Annotated in this window: 21 protein-coding genes; 17 read left to right on the plus strand and 4 right to left on the minus strand. The window is 58.3% G+C overall.

Translation table 11 applies throughout. The features are described 5' to 3' along the window. Nucleotides 1–157: 157 nt before the first annotated feature. From V8G57_RS15355 to V8G57_RS15370, 4 genes are all read left to right on the plus strand, one after another. Complete coding sequence (locus V8G57_RS15355) at nucleotides 158–799, plus strand: LysE family translocator (RefSeq protein ID WP_092398078.1); 642 nt, start codon at nucleotides 158–160, stop codon at nucleotides 797–799. Between the two features lie 120 nt (nucleotides 800–919). Next, nucleotides 920–1,243: a hypothetical protein gene (locus V8G57_RS15360; protein WP_092398080.1), complete on the plus strand. Its 324-nt coding sequence runs from the start codon at nucleotides 920–922 to the stop codon at nucleotides 1,241–1,243. A gap of 91 nt (nucleotides 1,244–1,334) precedes the next feature. Continuing rightward, nucleotides 1,335–1,529 carry a hypothetical protein gene (locus V8G57_RS15365; protein WP_092398082.1) on the plus strand — a complete coding sequence of 65 codons (195 nt, stop codon included), beginning with the start codon at nucleotides 1,335–1,337 and terminating at the stop codon, nucleotides 1,527–1,529. 134 nt (nucleotides 1,530–1,663) lie between these two features. After that, nucleotides 1,664–1,876 (plus strand): hypothetical protein, encoded by a 213-nt coding sequence (locus V8G57_RS15370; protein ID WP_342830089.1) that lies wholly within the window; start codon nucleotides 1,664–1,666, stop codon nucleotides 1,874–1,876. A gap of 131 nt (nucleotides 1,877–2,007) precedes the next feature. Here V8G57_RS15370 and V8G57_RS15375 read toward each other — a convergent pair whose 3' ends face one another. Continuing rightward, nucleotides 2,008–2,757, minus strand: coding sequence for a sulfite exporter TauE/SafE family protein (locus V8G57_RS15375; protein WP_342830090.1), 750 nt, complete (start codon nucleotides 2,755–2,757; stop codon nucleotides 2,008–2,010). Between the two features lie 121 nt (nucleotides 2,758–2,878). Between V8G57_RS15375 and V8G57_RS15380 the strand changes: the two genes are divergently transcribed. The 7 genes from V8G57_RS15380 to V8G57_RS15410 all read left to right on the plus strand — a co-directional run bounded on the left by V8G57_RS15380 (nucleotide 2,879) and on the right by V8G57_RS15410 (nucleotide 7,591). Continuing rightward, nucleotides 2,879–3,769 (plus strand): LysR family transcriptional regulator, encoded by an 891-nt coding sequence (locus tag V8G57_RS15380; RefSeq protein ID WP_342830091.1) that lies wholly within the window; start codon nucleotides 2,879–2,881, stop codon nucleotides 3,767–3,769. A 118-nt stretch (nucleotides 3,770–3,887) separates the two neighbouring features. Further along, entirely contained in the window at nucleotides 3,888–4,340 is a 453-nt protein-coding gene (locus V8G57_RS15385; protein ID WP_342830092.1) for a MarR family winged helix-turn-helix transcriptional regulator, read from the plus strand. 16 nt (nucleotides 4,341–4,356) lie between these two features. Further along, the gene (locus V8G57_RS15390) at nucleotides 4,357–4,920 is read left to right on the plus strand and encodes an isochorismatase family protein (RefSeq protein ID WP_342830093.1); all 564 of its coding nucleotides are present in this window, start codon (nucleotides 4,357–4,359) and stop codon (nucleotides 4,918–4,920) included. Between the two features lie 2 nt (nucleotides 4,921–4,922). Continuing rightward, nucleotides 4,923–5,252 carry a hypothetical protein gene (locus V8G57_RS15395; protein WP_342830094.1) on the plus strand — a complete coding sequence of 110 codons (330 nt, stop codon included), beginning with the start codon at nucleotides 4,923–4,925 and terminating at the stop codon, nucleotides 5,250–5,252. Further along, complete coding sequence (locus V8G57_RS15400; RefSeq protein ID WP_092398094.1) at nucleotides 5,249–6,571, plus strand: MFS transporter; 1,323 nt, start codon at nucleotides 5,249–5,251, stop codon at nucleotides 6,569–6,571. The genes V8G57_RS15395 and V8G57_RS15400 overlap by 4 nt, the downstream gene beginning before the upstream one ends. 132 nt (nucleotides 6,572–6,703) lie before the next feature. Then, entirely contained in the window at nucleotides 6,704–7,039 is a 336-nt protein-coding gene (locus tag V8G57_RS15405; protein WP_342830095.1) for a hypothetical protein, read from the plus strand. Between the two features lie 207 nt (nucleotides 7,040–7,246). Next, on the plus strand, nucleotides 7,247–7,591 hold the full coding sequence (locus V8G57_RS15410) for a hypothetical protein (RefSeq protein ID WP_342830096.1): 345 nt from the start codon (nucleotides 7,247–7,249) through the stop codon (nucleotides 7,589–7,591). Nucleotides 7,592–8,011: 420 nt separating this feature from the next. Here V8G57_RS15410 and V8G57_RS15415 read toward each other — a convergent pair whose 3' ends face one another. Beyond that, nucleotides 8,012–8,476 (minus strand): RDD family protein, encoded by a 465-nt coding sequence (locus V8G57_RS15415; protein ID WP_092398099.1) that lies wholly within the window; start codon nucleotides 8,474–8,476, stop codon nucleotides 8,012–8,014. A gap of 182 nt (nucleotides 8,477–8,658) precedes the next feature. Here V8G57_RS15415 and V8G57_RS15420 point away from each other — a divergent pair, with 182 nt between their 5' ends. The 3 genes from V8G57_RS15420 (at nucleotide 8,659) to V8G57_RS15430 (ending at nucleotide 10,837) form a co-directional block, all read left to right on the plus strand. Beyond that, nucleotides 8,659–9,303, plus strand: coding sequence for a dihydrofolate reductase family protein (locus V8G57_RS15420; RefSeq protein ID WP_342830097.1), 645 nt, complete (start codon nucleotides 8,659–8,661; stop codon nucleotides 9,301–9,303). A 104-nt stretch (nucleotides 9,304–9,407) separates the two neighbouring features. Continuing rightward, nucleotides 9,408–10,085 carry an HAD-IA family hydrolase gene (locus tag V8G57_RS15425; RefSeq protein WP_342830098.1) on the plus strand — a complete coding sequence of 226 codons (678 nt, stop codon included), beginning with the start codon at nucleotides 9,408–9,410 and terminating at the stop codon, nucleotides 10,083–10,085. 173 nt (nucleotides 10,086–10,258) lie between these two features. Beyond that, nucleotides 10,259–10,837, plus strand: a complete 579-nt coding sequence (locus V8G57_RS15430; RefSeq protein WP_342830099.1) for a nucleotidyltransferase family protein — start codon at nucleotides 10,259–10,261, stop codon at nucleotides 10,835–10,837. Between the two features lie 82 nt (nucleotides 10,838–10,919). Here the strand turns inward: V8G57_RS15430 and V8G57_RS15435 are convergent, their stop codons facing one another. Then, entirely contained in the window at nucleotides 10,920–11,279 is a 360-nt protein-coding gene (locus V8G57_RS15435) for a nuclear transport factor 2 family protein (RefSeq protein ID WP_342830100.1), read from the minus strand. A gap of 20 nt (nucleotides 11,280–11,299) precedes the next feature. After that, nucleotides 11,300–12,172 carry a helix-turn-helix domain-containing protein gene (locus tag V8G57_RS15440; protein WP_342830102.1) on the minus strand — a complete coding sequence of 291 codons (873 nt, stop codon included), beginning with the start codon at nucleotides 12,170–12,172 and terminating at the stop codon, nucleotides 11,300–11,302. Between the two features lie 328 nt (nucleotides 12,173–12,500). Here V8G57_RS15440 and mtoX point away from each other — a divergent pair, with 328 nt between their 5' ends. Genes mtoX through V8G57_RS15455 form a run of 3 tightly spaced genes read left to right on the plus strand, consistent with a single transcriptional unit; the run spans nucleotide 12,501 to nucleotide 15,753 of the window. After that, nucleotides 12,501–13,808 (plus strand): methanethiol oxidase, encoded by a 1,308-nt coding sequence (mtoX, locus tag V8G57_RS15445; RefSeq protein WP_342830103.1) that lies wholly within the window; start codon nucleotides 12,501–12,503, stop codon nucleotides 13,806–13,808. After that, entirely contained in the window at nucleotides 13,805–14,548 is a 744-nt protein-coding gene (locus V8G57_RS15450; RefSeq protein ID WP_342830104.1) for an SCO family protein, read from the plus strand. Before mtoX ends, V8G57_RS15450 begins: the two co-directional genes overlap by 4 nt. After that, the gene (locus tag V8G57_RS15455) at nucleotides 14,545–15,753 is read left to right on the plus strand and encodes a cytochrome-c peroxidase (protein WP_342830106.1); all 1,209 of its coding nucleotides are present in this window, start codon (nucleotides 14,545–14,547) and stop codon (nucleotides 15,751–15,753) included. Before V8G57_RS15450 ends, V8G57_RS15455 begins: the two co-directional genes overlap by 4 nt. Nucleotides 15,754–16,135 lie beyond the last annotated feature (382 nt).

A 16,135-nucleotide genomic window follows, 5' to 3' on the forward strand; every position in this document is an offset into this window, starting at 1 on the left:
GTCAGCATATGGTCAGGGCGGCAAGGAGCGGCAATGGTAGCCGCTTGGTCTATGGAAACATCCTGGTTGCGATTCCGCGTATACTTGTGCGGCTAGACAGATCCCGGCTGGCAGGGCGGGGCCATACGACAAATCGCTTGAAAGGCTCCGGCGCGCGATGCATACGCAGACTATCCTCACCTATACCGCCTTCGCGGCGCTGTCCATCCTCAGTCCCGGGCCGTCGATCCTGCTGTCCCTGCGCAACGGCGCCACCTATGGTCCGCGCTCGGTGATGTGGTCCGGCCTCGGCAATATTTCCGGCGTGTTCTGCCTGTCCACCGCGGCGATCCTTGGCCTTGGCGTGTTGCTCAAGTCGTCGGCCATGCTGTTTTTGGCAGTCAAGGTTTGCGGCGCGCTCTACCTGTTTTATATCGGCATCCGGCACCTGTTCGCCGGCTCGGGCGGACTCGCTTATGAATCGGAAGCAGGGCAGGCCGGGATTGCTCCGCCTCCTCGCAAGCTGTATGGCGAAGCCTTCCTGACGGCGGCGACCAATCCCAAGGCAGTATTGTTTTTCACGGCGCTGTTCCCGCAGTTCATCGACGCCCAGGCGGCTCTGCTGCCGCAGTTCCTGGTCCTCATGGCCATCTTCATGAGCTTGTCGTACAGCACCCACCTGAGCTACGCCGTAGTGGCATCCCGCGCCAGGCACCTGCTGGTGAGGCCGCAGTTCGCCAAATGGGTGAACCGGGTGGTGGGGACCGCCTTCATTTCGTTCGGCTCGCTGCTGCTGGCGTTGCGTCGCCAGGCCTCCTGAATCCGTATGTCGAATTGTAATCGTTTGTAAGGGTAGTCAACAGCACCTGCATCGCCCTCGTTATCTGCTCAAGCCCTCGGGATTTTCCTGAGGTAACCAAGATAATGTAAAGGTGCACACATGAACAAATTACTCGCAACCCTGGTCGCTGGCTTGTTTGCTACTTCTGTTTTCGCCCAGGCAGCTGCCCCGGCAACTCCTGCAGCGCCTGCTGCATCGGCAGCAGCAAGCGTAACCGCACCGGCTGCAAAAGCAGACGTGAAGGCGGATGTGAAGGCCCCTAAGGTTGAAACCAAGGCCGTTGCCAAGACCGAATCCAAGGCAGCCGCCACCGAAAAGACCGCTAAGGCAAAAACCCATCACACGCCTTTCAAAGCCACAGGCAAGGTGAAGGCAGATCCGGCTGCAGCCAAGGCCGATACCACGGTAGCCGCACCTAAGTAATCCAAGTAGCGCACAATGCAAGAGACAGGATCATCCTGTCTCTTGCATTTTCATGCGTCGTTTTTTCTGAACATGTCTTAAGGAATAAATCATGGGTATCCTGGAAGAAGTCATTGGCGCGGTGGTCGCAGTCGAGGGTGTGAAGAAGCTGGATCCGAATGCATCCATACTGACCGAAGGCATAGCCGCCATTGCCGGTTACAAGGGTGTCGAAGCGGTGACCGAACATCTCGAGAACAAGGAAGAGGAAAGCAAGGCGGGCGATGACCCTCAGCAGCCTGCTTAAAGTCCTTGATCAATTCAGAAGAGGAATCTTCCCATCCCGGGAGATTCCTCTTTTCCGTTTCAGCGCCCGAGACAAACCGCGAAAAATATGTCACTGTAAGACGCAATCAATCCGAATCGAGGCAGGGAGAAAAGATGAAGCTGACTTACTGGGTAGCTGCAAGCCTGAACGGCGACAAGACCGATGCCATCATTGCCCGGACCAAGCATGACTGCGAACAGAAAATCCTGACTTACGACAATCCTTCGGAGTACGGCCAGCCGGTAAAAAAATCCTTCCTTTACGGCGACGTATTCGACCTGTTTGAAATGGCGACCGCCAAGGACGGCGGGCGCGGCATGGGATAAAACGGCGGCAGCAGCCAGCTGCGCCATGTCGCAGGAATAGCAGATGCGCGGCGATACTCGCCAGCATGCCGAGCGTGCCTGCGGTTTCAAGCAAGGCGGCGAGCATGATTTCCCTCCTTTTGAGCAATGGCCTAAAAGATCGGACGCAGCGCCAGCTGCAGCCCGAGCACGGCAAGGCACATGAAAAACCAGCGCCGGAAAGTCGCAGGACTGACACGCCGGCGGATATGCTGGCCCAGCCACATCCCCAGCAATGCAGGCAGCACCGCAAGGCCGGAGATTCCGATATCGTCCAGCTGGAAGGCGCCTTGCCGCTGCAAGCCGATGGCCAGCGCGATGGTCGACACGGTGAACGACAGGCCCAGCGCCTGCACCAGCTCCTCCTTGTCCAGCCCCAGCGCCTGGATATAGGGCACGGCCGGAATCACGAACACGCCGGTGCCGCCGGTAATCAATCCAGTGACGACACCGACCAGCGGCGACAGAGGTCGTTCCATTCGCGCAGGAAACGACAGCTGGCGCGCAGCCAGCCCGAACAGTGCATAGACCACCAGTACGACGCCGAGCGCTATTGCAGTCCAGCCGGCGCTGTCGTTGGTCATCAGCCAGGCGCCGGCAACGGTGCCGGCGGTGATGCCGGCCACCATGGTCCACAGCCGCCGGGCCAGCGCCAGGAATCCGGGGCCGGTCAGCAGCTGCCAGATGTTGGTGACGAAAGACGGCAGGATCAGGAGCGAGGCTGCCGCTGCCGGCGGCATGGCGATTCCCAGCAGTCCCATGGCGACGGTCGGCAATCCCATGCCGGTCACGCCCTTGACTGTCCCGGCGACAAGGAAGATGAGGCAAACGGCAGACAATCGTGGCAGGTCAAAGTGGAGCATGGCGGAGATCTAGAAACGCGACAGTGGCATTTTTCTCGATCCGGCGCTGCCGCACAATGCGTAAGAATCGTATCCAGCCTTAGGCTATGTCTAAGGCTGGAAGGCTGCTAGCATCGTGCTTATGCGTTTCGACCTGACCGATCTCCGCCTGTTTCTCCTGGTTCTGGAAACCGGCAGCATTACCCATGGCGCGGCGCTGGCCAACATGTCGCTGCCCTCGGCCAGCGCGCGCCTGCGCGGCATGGAGGAGCTGATCGGCTTGCCGCTGCTGGAGCGGCGCCAGCGCGGCGTCGAGCCGACCCCGGCCGGCGATACGCTGGCCCACCATGCGCGGCTGGTGCTGGCGCAAATGGAGCAGCTGAGGGGCGAACTGGGGGAGTATTCAAAGGGACTCAAAGCCCATGTCCGGCTGTGGGTCAACACGGTCGCCATGACCGAATTCTTGCCCAAGGCGCTGGCGCCGTTCCTGGCCGCGCGCCCCAATATCGATATCGACCTGAAAGAACGGCCCAGCACCGACATCGTCAAGGCAGTGTCGCTCGGCACCGCCGACATCGGTATCATTTCGACCACCGCCGACCACGGCAGCCTGCAGCTGTTTCCCTTCGCCACCGACCGCCTGGTGCTGGTGGCGCCGCGCGACGATTCGCTGGTAAAACTCAAGCGCATCGCCTTCCAGCATGCGGCCGGCCGCCAGTTCGTCGGACTGAGCGCCGGCAATCCCTTGCAAAACTATCTCGATGAGCATGCCATGCGGGCCGGCAGCCCGCTTTCATTCCGGGTACGTGTACGCACCCTGGAAGCAATCTGCCACATGGTGGCGTCCGGCGTCGGCCTGGCCATCGTGCCGGAGACAGCGGCACGGCGCTGCCAGCGTTCGATGGCGATCCAGCCGGTGCGGTTGACGGACGCCTGGGCAACCCGGCAGCTGGCCGTCTGTGCGCGCGATGCCGATGCCTTGCCGCAGTATGCGCGGGAACTGCTCGAACACCTTTCTGCCGCCAGCGGCTGATTTTCATCCCTGGGCTCCGTCACACATCTCCATCCTTGACTTCGTCCGGGCGCGAGACTATTATCCATATGTGAAGGTAACCTTTGTAGTTTTCCTTCTTATCCATAAAGGCATAAGCATGAGTGAACGAGCAGGCGATCCCGAAGCTGCGCGCGCATTGGCCGTAGCTGGAGAGATCCGTGTATTGATCGGCCAGCTGCGCCAGCGCCTGCGTGAACAGTCGCACCTGGGAGATTTCAGCCTGACCCAGCTGCAAGTCCTGGTCTGGCTGGAAAGCGAAGGCCCGGCGACCGTGACCAGCATCGCGCGCGCCCAGGGCATGCGTCCGCAATCGATGGGCGAGACGCTGGCCGTGCTGAAGACAGCCGGGCTGGTGAGCGGTATGCCGGATCCGAACGACGGCCGGCAGACCATCCTGTCGCTCACCGCTGACTGCCGGAAAAAGATCAAGGCCGCGCGCGCGGCGAAGGACGACTGGCTGTTCCGGGCGATCCGCAGCAAGCTCACGCAAGCAGAGCAAAAACAGCTCGCAACCGGCGTCGAACTGCTCAAGCGCCTCATCGATTCGTAACCAGAAGGAGAACACCATGGCAGTCACCACGCTTGATCCGAAGACCGCGCTCATCCTTGTCGACCTGCAGAACGGCATCGTCGCTTATCCTACCGTCCATCCAGCCAGCGAAGTAGTACAGCGGGCCGCCGCGCTGGCAGGTGCATTCCGCAGCCACGATTTGCCGGTGGTGCTGGTCAACGTCACCGGCGGCGCGCCGGGCCGCACCGATCAGGGCCGCAGCCTGGGCGACCTTCCCGCCGGCTGGGCCGATATCGTCCCTGAGCTGAACCAGCAGCCGCAAGACCATACAGTGACCAAGCGCACCTGGGGCGCCTTCACCGGCAGCGGCCTCGATGCGCACCTGAAGCAGCTGGGCGTGACGCAAGTAGTGATCGCCGGCGTCTCCACCAGCATCGGGGTCGAGTCGACCGCGCGCCAGGCGTATGAACACGGATTCCACGTCACCCTCGCGGTCGACGCCATGACCGACACCAACCTCGACGCCCACATCAACAGCACCACGCGGATTTTCCCGCGGCTGGGAGAAAGCGGCAGCACCCGGGAGATCATCGATCTCCTTGATAAACGGAGCGCCTGACCATGGAATGGCTGCACGGCGTCTCTTATTTCTTCGGCGGCATTTTCCTCACAAATTGTGTTCCGCACCTGGTGTGCGGCGTGATGGGGCGCCCGTTCCAAAGCCCGTTTGCCAAACCGCCCGGCGAGGGATTGTCTTCTTCCACGGTGAATGTGCTGTGGGGCTTTCTCAACCTGGCGATTGCCTACCTGCTTGTCTGCCGTGTCGGCGATTTTGATTTGCGCTCCACCGCCCATGCAATTGCCATGGGATTGGGCATGCTGCTCGCCGGCGTGATCATGGCGCGCAGGTTCGGACGCTTCAACGGCGGCAATTCGCCCGGAGAAGCATGAGCGCCCTGACGCAAGGCACCTTTCGTTCGCTGAACAATTTCAACTACCGGATCTGGGCCGGCGGCGCACTGGTATCCAATGTCGGGACCTGGATGCAGCGCACCGCCCAGGACTGGCTGGTGCTGACCCAGCTGACCCACAAGAATGCGACCGCGGTCGGCATCGTCATGGCGCTGCAGTTCGGTCCCCATCTCCTGTTGCTGCCGGTGACCGGTTTTGCCGCCGACCACCTGGACCGGCGCAAACTCCTGATCGCTACCCAGGCGGCGATGGGTGCGCTGGCGCTGGGGCTGGGCATCCTTACCGTCAGCGGCCTGGTCCAGCTGTGGCAGGTCTACCTGTTTGCATTCCTGCTCGGCTGCGTCACCGCGTTCGACTCGCCTGCGCGCCAGACGTTTGTCTCGGAACTGGTGGCTGAAACCGAACTGTCGAATGCGGTGGCGCTGAATTCGGCCTCGTTCAACGCCGCACGCATGATAGGGCCGGCGGTCGCCGGCCTGCTCATCGCCGGCGTCGGTTCCGGCTGGGTATTCCTGATCAACGCCGCTTCGTTCGCCGCCGTCATCGGCGCGCTGGGCATGCTGCGCGCCGATCAGCTGCATCTGCGGAGCAGGGCGCCGCACACGCGCGGCAGCCTGTTGCAAGGATTCCGCTACGTCTGGCGCCGGCCCGACATCAAAGCCGTGCTTCTCATGCTGTTCCTGGTCGGCACCTTCGGGCTCAACTTCCCGATCTTCATTTCCACCATGTCGGTCACCGTGTTCCATGCAGGGGCGGACCGCTACGGGCTGCTGACGGCAATCATGGCGGTCGGCTCGGTCGCCGGCGCGCTGCTCTCGGCCAGGCGAGCGCAACCGCGCATCGCGATCCTGCTGGCCGGCGCCGCCGTCTTCGGCTTTGGCTGCGCGCTGGCAGCCTTCATGCCCAGCTACTGGCTGTTTGGCCTGGTGCTGATTCTGATCGGCATATCCGCGCAAACTTTCAACACCACGGCGAACAGCATGGTGCAACTGTCGACCGAACCCGCCATGCGTGGACGTGTGATGGCGATCCTGCTCGCTTTGGCATTGGGCGGAACGGCCGTCGGCGCGCCCGTGGTGGGCTGGGTAGCCGATACCTTCGGCCCGCGCTGGGCGCTCGGCGTCGGCGCCGCTGCGGGGCTTGCCGCAGCAATCGTAGGAATCCATTATCTCGCCAGGTATCGGCACCTGCGAGTACGCATCGACGCCGGCCGCCTGCGCTTCAGCATCGACGATAGCGACCCCATGAATGTGTTGCACCGGCCCGGCCATACAGTCAGTGAACAGAAGATCCAGTAAGCGAGAAGGTGAGTGGGCATATGTCGAGTTGTAATGGTATGTAACACTGGTCAACAGCATCCTTGCGGCCCGCGTTTGTAGCTTAAGACCTCAGGAAATATGAGGAAGTCAACGTAACCTAAAGGTGCCCAAATGAATAAATTAATCGCTACTCTGATCGCTGGTTTGTTTGCTACTTCCGTTTTCGCCCAGACCGCCGCGCCAGCCGCGCCGGCAGCCCCGGCCGCAGCCGCCACCCAGGCAGCCAAAGCCGATGTCAAGGAAAAGAAAGCTGACGTCAAGGCCAATGCAATGGAAGCAAAAACCGCTGCCAAGGCGGATGCCAAAGTGGCGGACGCTAAAGCCGATGCGAAGGAAACCAAGGTAAAGGCACACCACAAGGCTGTAAAAGCGAAAACCAAGGCCAAGGCAAGCGCTACTGAAGCCAAGGTGGATGCGAAAGAAGCCGCACCTGCCGCACCTAAGTAATCGATGCACGTTTAGCAAAAAGACAGGCTGGTCCTGTCTTTTTGCTTTTCCCGGCATCGATGCGCGGGCATGACGACTGCCTGCCTGCGTTTACATCCGGTTACGGAAAAAACATTTCGTATTGTAGGCGGCGTGCTGCGAGCCGGCGTTAATCAAACGCAGCCGCAGTTAATCTGACATCCATACGCCAACTTAGGGGGATACATCATGTTCAAGCTCAATCGCTCAGGAAAAGTAGTTGTTCTCACCGCATTGGTCGCTGTATTTTCCAGCGCCGCCGGCAGCGCAATGGCCGACACCACCTGGCAAAAGAACCACCCGCGCCGCGAGCAGGTCAACAATCGCCTGCATAACCAGAACCAGCGCATCAAGAACGAAGTCAAGGAAGGCGAAATCAGCAAGGCACAAGCCAAGAACCTGCACAAGGAAGACCATGCCATCCGCCAGGAAGAACGCGACATGGCCAAGCAAAACGGCGGCCACATCACCAAGCCGGAACAAGCGGTCTTGAACCAGCAGGAAAACGGCGTCAGCAAGCAGATCGGCAAATAATGACGTAAGCGGGCAGGGCATTGCTGCCGCCCTGTCCGTCGATCCAACGCCAATACAGGCAGGTTGGCGCAGTACCTGACCGGAACTGACGGGTTTTTACAACAAGAGACGGATGGCGGCGCCTACTTCGGATTTGTCATCCTTTTGTCACATGGCTTGTGGAAAATCGTTATTGCAGGGTTTGCCGTGATGAATAAGCGATCGAATCGCAACTTTTTACAAGAGTGCCGACATGAGAACGTTTTTAAAGCTGTATCGCTACTACCGGAAAGGCGGCTACCGCGTGTTTCCAGCCGTGAAACGCGCTAACCGCGCCTGGAACCACGGGTTCTGAAGTTCCGTTTTCTTACTTTTCCTCGTCTTGGCTGAGGTGCTGGCGCCGGCGTTTTCCTCGGGTGGCGCGATAACACGGCGCCGGAATCAATCGCCAAACCTGACCGGCTCCGCGCCGCCATGTTTCCGTCGTACCACAACGGTCCCGGCAAGCTTGTCATGCCATCCCTGCTTGCGCTTGTCGATCCCGACCCAGATCAGCCCGAGACAAAGAGGGAAGGTCGAGACGAAGTAGCCCAGGTAGCGGATCGCTTCCTGCTTGAAGCTCGGCTTGCCTCCTGTCTTGGCGTCGACGATGCGGGCGCCTATCGCCATTTTCCCCGGTGTTGCCTGCCGCGCCTGCCAGAACGCGATGACCACGGCCGCCGGCAGTATGTAGGAAACCAGGATGTTCGCCGGCCCGCTCAGCGTCACGCCGGACGCCAGCTGTTCGCGTCCGTAAATGGCGAACAGTATCGGGAAGATCACGACCAGCATCAGGACCGTGTCAATCAGGCTGGCCCAGACCCTCAGCCAGAATCCGACATATTCGTATTCGATCGGTTCATTCATTTTTTATCCTGTCAGCGATGTCTTGTGGTGGTGCTTCAACCCGAGTCCAGTGTATCCCAAGCCGCATTCGCATATGCGCAATCGGTGGTGCTATATTATTGCTTTGAAAGTTCTCTGCAGTTGCAAATGCCAGCGTCCAGGCAACATCGGGCCATCGGCGTCAATTGAAAGGATCGGCAGCCATGTCCAAACTCTATGTCCGCGCTTTCTCCCTATCCCTTGACGGCTACGGCGCAGGCCCTGGCCAGAATCTCGACAATCCCCTCGGCGTCGGCGGCATGGGGTTGCACCAATGGGCTTTCTCCACGCGGACGTTTCAAAAAATGTTCGGAAACGAAGGCGGCGCGACCGGCGTGGATGACGACTTTGCCGTGCGCAGTTTCGACAACATCGGCGCCTGGATCATGGGGCGCAACATGTTCGGCCCCGTCAGGGGCGCCTGGCCAGACGATGCCTGGAAAGGATGGTGGGGCGACAATCCGCCTTACCATACCCAGGTCTTCGTGCTGACCCACCATGCCCGGCCGTCGATCACGATGGAGGGCGGCACCGTGTTCCACTTCGTTACCGACGATATCCACGTTGCGCTCCAGCGCGCCACCGAAGCTGCCGGCGGCCGCGATGTCCGGATCGGCGGCGGCGTCGCCACGATCCGGCAATATCTGCGCGCAGGACTCGTCGACGAACTGCACCTTGCCATTTCGCCGGTCTTGCTCGGATGTGGAGAAAATCTTCTGGCCGGCATCGACATGCCGAAACTCGGATTTCAGTGCACAGAGTACGTTCCCACGCCGCATGCGGTCCACGTCGTCCTGACGAAAACCTGAGAACGCACGAGATAAAAAAAGAGGCCGGCTTTGACGCCTGGCGCGCTTCTCGTTGATATCGGAGATAATGGAGACCCCCAGTTCGCGCGCGAAGGAAACAGAAAATGGCAGGTCGTGGCTCGTCGTTACCCGAAGGCCGATACAGTGCCTTTCTTTTCGATATGGATGGCACCATCATCAACTCGATAGCCGCGGCAGAACGCATCTGGGGTGCATGGGCGGTGCGCCATGGCCTCGAGCTGGCATCCTTCCTGCCCACCATGCACGGCTCGCGCGCGGTTGACACCATCACCCGATTGGGACTTCCGGGAATAGATCCTGAAGCGGAGGCCTTGAAGATCACCGATGCGGAAATTACCGATGTCGAGGGCATTGTCGAGATACCTGGCGCGGCGGATTTTTTGAGATCGCTGCCGGCGAATGTGTGGGGCGTTGCGACCTCAGCTCCCAGGGACCTGGCGCTCCGGCGCATGAAAGCGGCGGGCATTCCTGTTCCGGCTGTGCTTGTGACGGCTGAAGATGTCGCTGTCGGGAAACCCAGTCCGGATTGCTATCTGCTGGCGGCCCAGAAACTGGGGGTGGATGCCGGCAGCTGTCTGATATTTGAAGATGCGCCGGTCGGCATTGCTGCTGGTGAGGCGGCTGGTGCGACGGTGCTGGTTGTTACTGAAACCCATGGCCATCCAACGGATGCCTCGCACTCAACGATCAAGAACTACGAAAAGATATTTGCCAAGGCTGACGAAGATGGTTTCGTCTCGCTTGAAGAGCGGGCGACCTAGTTAACAAGAAAGCTGAAAAAGCTGGGCTCAGGTCTTGCAATGACACATGGAGAAATTCTGACAGTTGGGGCTCGTGGCGGCTTGCTCCAACAAGCGCCCGCGGGATCAAGAGTCCTCTGCTCTATCAAATTATTCGTGCCATATTTTGGCTCAATTGAGCTAAAATATGGCTCATGAGTAAAATCAGCGAAGCACTTTTCTCCAAGGCAACCAAGGCCATCCTGGTCAGCGTATTTGCACGCCCAGATGGAGTGCATCTCCGCGCGCTCATGAGTCATACCGGACTTGGCTCCGCCTCGGCTCAGCGCGAGTTGGGAAGATTGACGGAGGCGGGGCTCTTAATCAGGCAAGAGCTCGGCAAAGTGATCCTCTACAAGCCCAACACGGACTCTCCAATTTACGCGGAATTAAGCGCGATCATCCGCAAGACCGAGGGCGTGGAACAGGTCCTGAAGGAAATGCTGCTGCCGTTTGAGAGTCATATCGAGTCTGCTTTCATCTATGGCTCAGTTGCCAAAAACGAGGATACGGCTTTCAGCGACGTCGATTTGTTTGTGCTCGCCGATGGGATTGGCAGTGCGGACCTTTATCCGAAACTGGTCGAGGTGGAAGAAAAATTAAGCCGAAAGATAGGACTCACTGTCTATCGCCAGACCGAGTATCGGAGGAAACTGGAAGAGAAAAATCATTTTCTCGTTTCCGTCATGGACGGACCTAAGATCCAGCTGATTACCAAATCTGATGCGCAATAAGGATCCACTGCAAAGTTGGCTGTAAAATTCCTTCCTATACTGGTGCGGTCTAACGCTGTCTAACAATCCTCGTTTTTAAAGTTCAAGAATTACTCTCAAAAAAACCGTTCATGCTGACCAGCCTTCCTTGATCATCATACTCACCGTAACTGATCCCGGTCCCCACCGTGATGTTCTCCTGCGTTTTCATTTCCCAGTTAGCGATGCTTTTTTGATGGTGCGACATGAAAGAGGTCGTGACGAAATGGGCGCCGGGAATCTGCTGATGCAAATTCTCCATGTAATCGATGAGCTCATCCCACGATGCCGCTTGCACCAGCGGGTCTGTGTAAACGGCGTTATCGGCAAGCACCTCTGAAAATGTCGCCAGCCTTTCCGCCTTGCTTGTCATTTTCCAGGCAGAGGTATATTTTTCCCACGTCTTTTCAAGATCTGCATTCATGTTGGCTGCTCCTGTCGTGATCAATTGATTGGGATGGCATAGTGCATGACCGATTCATCCGAGCTGGGGTTATAGCCCGCGCCATAGAACTCCAGATCGGCCGTATTGGAGTGTCTTCTTCCGCTGCGCGGCAGCCAGGTCGAATAAATGTAGTTGATGGTGTTGTCGATCAAGCCGACGGCGCCATTGTGCGTAAATTTGGCATAGGCGCATGCCGGGATTTCAATCGCCAGCATTCCGTCCGGGATATCCGTGAGCGTCGTCACTTCAATCGCACAAAAATATTCCAGCTCATCGCTGTTCTCTGTTATCTGCCTGACGATGCCGTAACATGTGCCGCCAACCGTGTTCTTGATTTCGGATAGCCGTGGAAGGAATTGCTGCCACAGAGGCGGGAGTTTTTCACCGATATTGTTTTTCTCCGAATCGGTGCCAAAGAAGCTTGTCCTTAGCCCCACAAGATGCATTTCCTTTTGCGCATAAATTTCAGGGACGGTATTCATCCTCTTGCTGATATGTTCAAGGTAGTCTTGGTCGAACTTTACCTTCTGCGGAAATGGGCGTCTCTTTCCTGCTTTGCGATATTCGGCCGGCGTAGTGTCAAACGCGGATTTAAACGCCCGCGTAAAGCTTTCCTGGCTTTCAAAATCCGCTTCCATTGCAATGTCGATGATTTTTTTGTCGCTGTTCAAGAGTTGCTCAAGTGCTTTCCCGAGCCTTCTCGAGCGGATGTAGTCCTTGACGGTGTCGCCCGTCAATCCCTTGAAGATGCGTTGAAAATGCCATTGGCTCAGCCCGGTTTCGCGCGCAACGGCACTGATGGAAATCGGCTGCTCAAGATTGGCTTCGATATGGTCGATGCCGCGCTGGATTTGATCGAGATAATTCATCATTTCTCCTTAATGGACGAATGATAAAAGTATTTAAATCCGGGGTTTTGATATTTTGTGCTCGATTTCGATCGGCATGGCAGCCGATGTGCGGTCGTGGATATCGGAGCGTAGCCGAGGCTAGCTCCGCGGTTACTTTGGCTGGAATAAATATCGGCACGGCCAAGATGCGATCGACGTCCGGACCGATGGAAGCTTTTGATGCGCCGTTTGAAAAACGGCGCCGCATCCTGTCAGCTCTGACAGCTACGATGACAATATGATACGAGATACTATTGCCTCGATTTTGATCCAGGAGATCGGCCCCATTCATTGATTTCAAAGGCAGGCAATGGCTAACAACTATTTCAGGAAATACTCCCTCGCGGCGACCTTGAGTTGCGCGGCGATTCTTGTATGCGGCGCATTCGCCAGCCAGCCGGTTGCGGCCGATGAAACCTGCAACTCTCCCTACATGTCCAATCTGATCAAGGGTCAGGAAGACTTTGCCTATGTCTGGACGCTCGGCGTGCGCGGTATGGGAGACGGCTTCGACAAACTGGTGACGGTGGACGTCAATCCAATGTCTAAAAACTACGGCAAAGTGATAGCCAGCATCTCTGTCGGCGCGCGCGGCGAAGCCCACCATACCGGCTTTACCGACGACCGGCGCTTCCTGTGGGCCGGCGGCCTGGACGACAACCAGATCTACGTCTTCGACATCCACAGCGATCCGGCCCGGCCGAAACTGGTCAAGACCATCAGCGACTTTGCCGACAAATCGGGACTGGCGGGGCCGCATACCTTCTATGCGTTGCCGGGCCGCATGCTGGTCGGCGCGCTCTCCAACACCAAGGACCATGGCGGAGCTACCGGCATGGCGCTGTACAACAACAAAGGTGAATTCCTGAGCAAGTACAACATGCCGACCACGCAGGGCGGCGATGGCTACGGCTACGATATCGGCATCAATCCCGCCATGAACGCGCTGCTGACATCCAGCTTTACCGGCTGGAACAACTACATGATGGATTTCGGCAAATTGCTCAAGGACCGGTCAGCCATAAAACACTTCGGCAACACCATGGTGATGTGGAACCTGAAAACCATGCGGCCGGAAAAAATCATGCAGGTGCCGGGCGCCCCGCTGGAGGTGCGCTGGTCGCTGAAGGAGGGCGACAACTGGGCGATTACCGCGACCGCGCTGACCTCGAAGCTGTGGCTGGTGAAGAAAGATGCGCGCGGCGAATGGCAAGCCAGGGACGTGGGGAACATCGGCGACCCGGCCAAGATGCCGCTGCCGGTCGACATCTCGATCAGCGCCGACGGCAAAGGCCTGTGGGTCAACACCTTCATGGATGGCATGACGCGCTACTTCGACCTTCGCAATCCGGAAGCGCCGAAGGAAATCTATGCCAAGCATACCGGGGCGCAAGCGAACATGGTGTCGCAGAGCTGGGATGGCAAGCGCGTCTACATCAGCAGTTCCCTGCTGGCCAACTGGGACAAGAAGGGCGCCGACGACGAACAGTTCCTGAAGCTGTATAGCTGGAACGGCAAGCAGCTGCAGGAACAATGGAAGCTCGATTTCTACAAATTGAAGCTGGGCCGGGCGCACCATATCAAGTTCGGCGCCAGGTCGTCTCAGGACGTTTCTTGAGTTTCGGTATTTCTTCGCATCGCCTATCCCGCAAAAGCAGCGGCCTCCGCGCCGTCCCGCAGCGCTGCCGCTTGCCGGCAACGGCCCTGCTGGCGGTCGCGCTCGCCCTGTCGCTTTGCTCAACCCGCGCGCAGGCAGTGGAGCGCGCCGGCTTTGCGGCGCCTCTAGCCGGCACTTACCGGCTGCAACGGATCATGAACGCGCCCGAGGGATTGGTGCTCGACAGCGACGGCAGTCAGCAAAGGCTGTCGCGCTACGTCACCGGCAGGGTCACACTGTTCTCTTTCATCTACACCTACTGCACGGATGCCCGCGGCTGTCCCCTGGCATATGCCACCTTCCACAACCTGAAAAAATCCATCGAAGACAGTCCAGGCATGCGCGACAAGGTACGCTTTGTCAGCATGAGTTTCGATCCGCAATACGATACTCCGGAGGCGATGCGCAACTATGGCGGCAAAGATGCGCGCGATGCACGGGGCGTGCCGTGGCATTTCCTGACCAGTCGCATGCGCAGCGACTTGCTGCCCTTGCTGGACGGCTTCGGACAAGATGTTTCAGTCGCCTCGGCGCAGCCGGACGGCCAGCGGATTCCGCTGCTGCGCCATATGCTCAAGGTATTTCTGATCGATGCGCGCGGCCAGGTTCGCGAAATATACAGCCCGGCCTTCTTGCAGCATGACATGATGTTCAACGACATCAAGACCTTGCTGATGGAGCAGGGCATCAAAGTCCGATGAAACTCCCGCTGCTGGCGCTCTGCCTGCTGGCAAGCGCCTTGACCGCATGCCGGCGCGCCGATGAAAGCGGTGCAGCGCCTGCGGCGGACGGCACGCTCGGCTTGCCGCCGCTGACTGTGCCGCATGCCGCTGTGCCGTCTCCGGCGCAGGTCGAGCTGGGCCGCAAACTGTTCATGGACCGGCGCCTGTCGTACAACGACACCATGTCTTGCGCCATGTGTCACGTGCCTGAACAAGGATTTACTTCGAATGAACTGGCGACCCCCATCGGCTTCGAGGGGCAAAGCCTGCGCCGCAATGCGCCTACCCTTTTGAATGTCGCTTATGTGCAGCGCCTGTTCCATGACGGGCGGGAAAATAGCCTGGAAAACCAGGCCTGGGGGCCGTTGCTGGCAACAAATGAAATGGCGAATCCGTCCGCCGATCATGTGATCGGAAAGATCAAAGCCTTGCCGGATTATCGGCATATGTTCGAATTCGCATTCAACGGACGGGAAGCCGACCGGGAAACCATAGGCGCCGCCCTCGCTGGCTATGAACGCACGCTGCTGTCGGGTGATTCCCGCTTCGATCGCTGGCACTACGGCCAGGTCAAAACTGCAATGAACAGCAATGAACAGGCCGGCTTCTGCATTTTTTCCGGCAAAGCCAACTGCATCGCCTGCCACAGCATGGACAAGAACAACGCGCTGTTTACCGACGGCCGCTTTCACAACACAGGAGTCGGCTGGCTGGCTGGCACGGAGAAAGCGATGGCGATGCGTGCCGTCCAGCTTGCTCCGGGCTTGCGTGTGACAATGGATGAGCGCACTTTGCAAAGCATCTCCGAAGCTGCGTCAAGCGACGCCGGCCGCTACGAAGTCACGCACAACGCCGCCGACCGCGGCTCCTATCGCACGCCGACCTTGCGCAACATTGCACTCACCGCGCCCTACATGCACGATGGCTCGCTGGCGACACTGGAACAGGTAATCGAATTTTATGAGCGCGGCGGCAAGGACAATCCCGGTAAAGATGCCTTGCTGAAACCGCTGCATCTGAGCACGGGTGAAAAGCGTGATCTGCTCGCCTTTCTCCGCGCGCTCACCGGCGACAATGCAACAAGCTTGGCAGTCCAGGCACGCGCCGCCGCCAGCGGCGGCAATACAATTGAATCGGTTCGGGACCTCGCCATCGAAGAGCGTGGGTTGCTCGGAAAACCTTGATTTTCAACGGGCAAGGGGAGTTTGTTAGGTGCTGTCTGACAAGGCGTCTAAAAAGACAAAAGAAAAGGGGCCACATTTGCATGTGGCCCCTTAGAATCTTGGCTCCCCGAGAGTGCACTACTGCGAACCATTTTCTTAAAAGTAAAATTACCGGAACGACTTGGGATAACTTCATCGATTCATCGCCGTTTATCAGTAACGAACATGAGAAATTCTCGTTAAGGACCGTTATTGCTAGCCATAGAATTATTTGAGACTAACGTTTTTCCATCGCTTCGTTTGCACGACTCGACAATTTGAATAGCTCTTCGCAAGCAGGGTTTATCAGCACGTAGTAATTGGTCCCCCACTGACCGCTAGGTTCCCATCTACTTTAGTGAAC

The sequence above is a fragment of the Collimonas rhizosphaerae genome (assembly GCF_038896935.1).
Classification (GTDB): domain Bacteria; phylum Pseudomonadota; class Gammaproteobacteria; order Burkholderiales; family Burkholderiaceae_D; genus Collimonas; species Collimonas rhizosphaerae.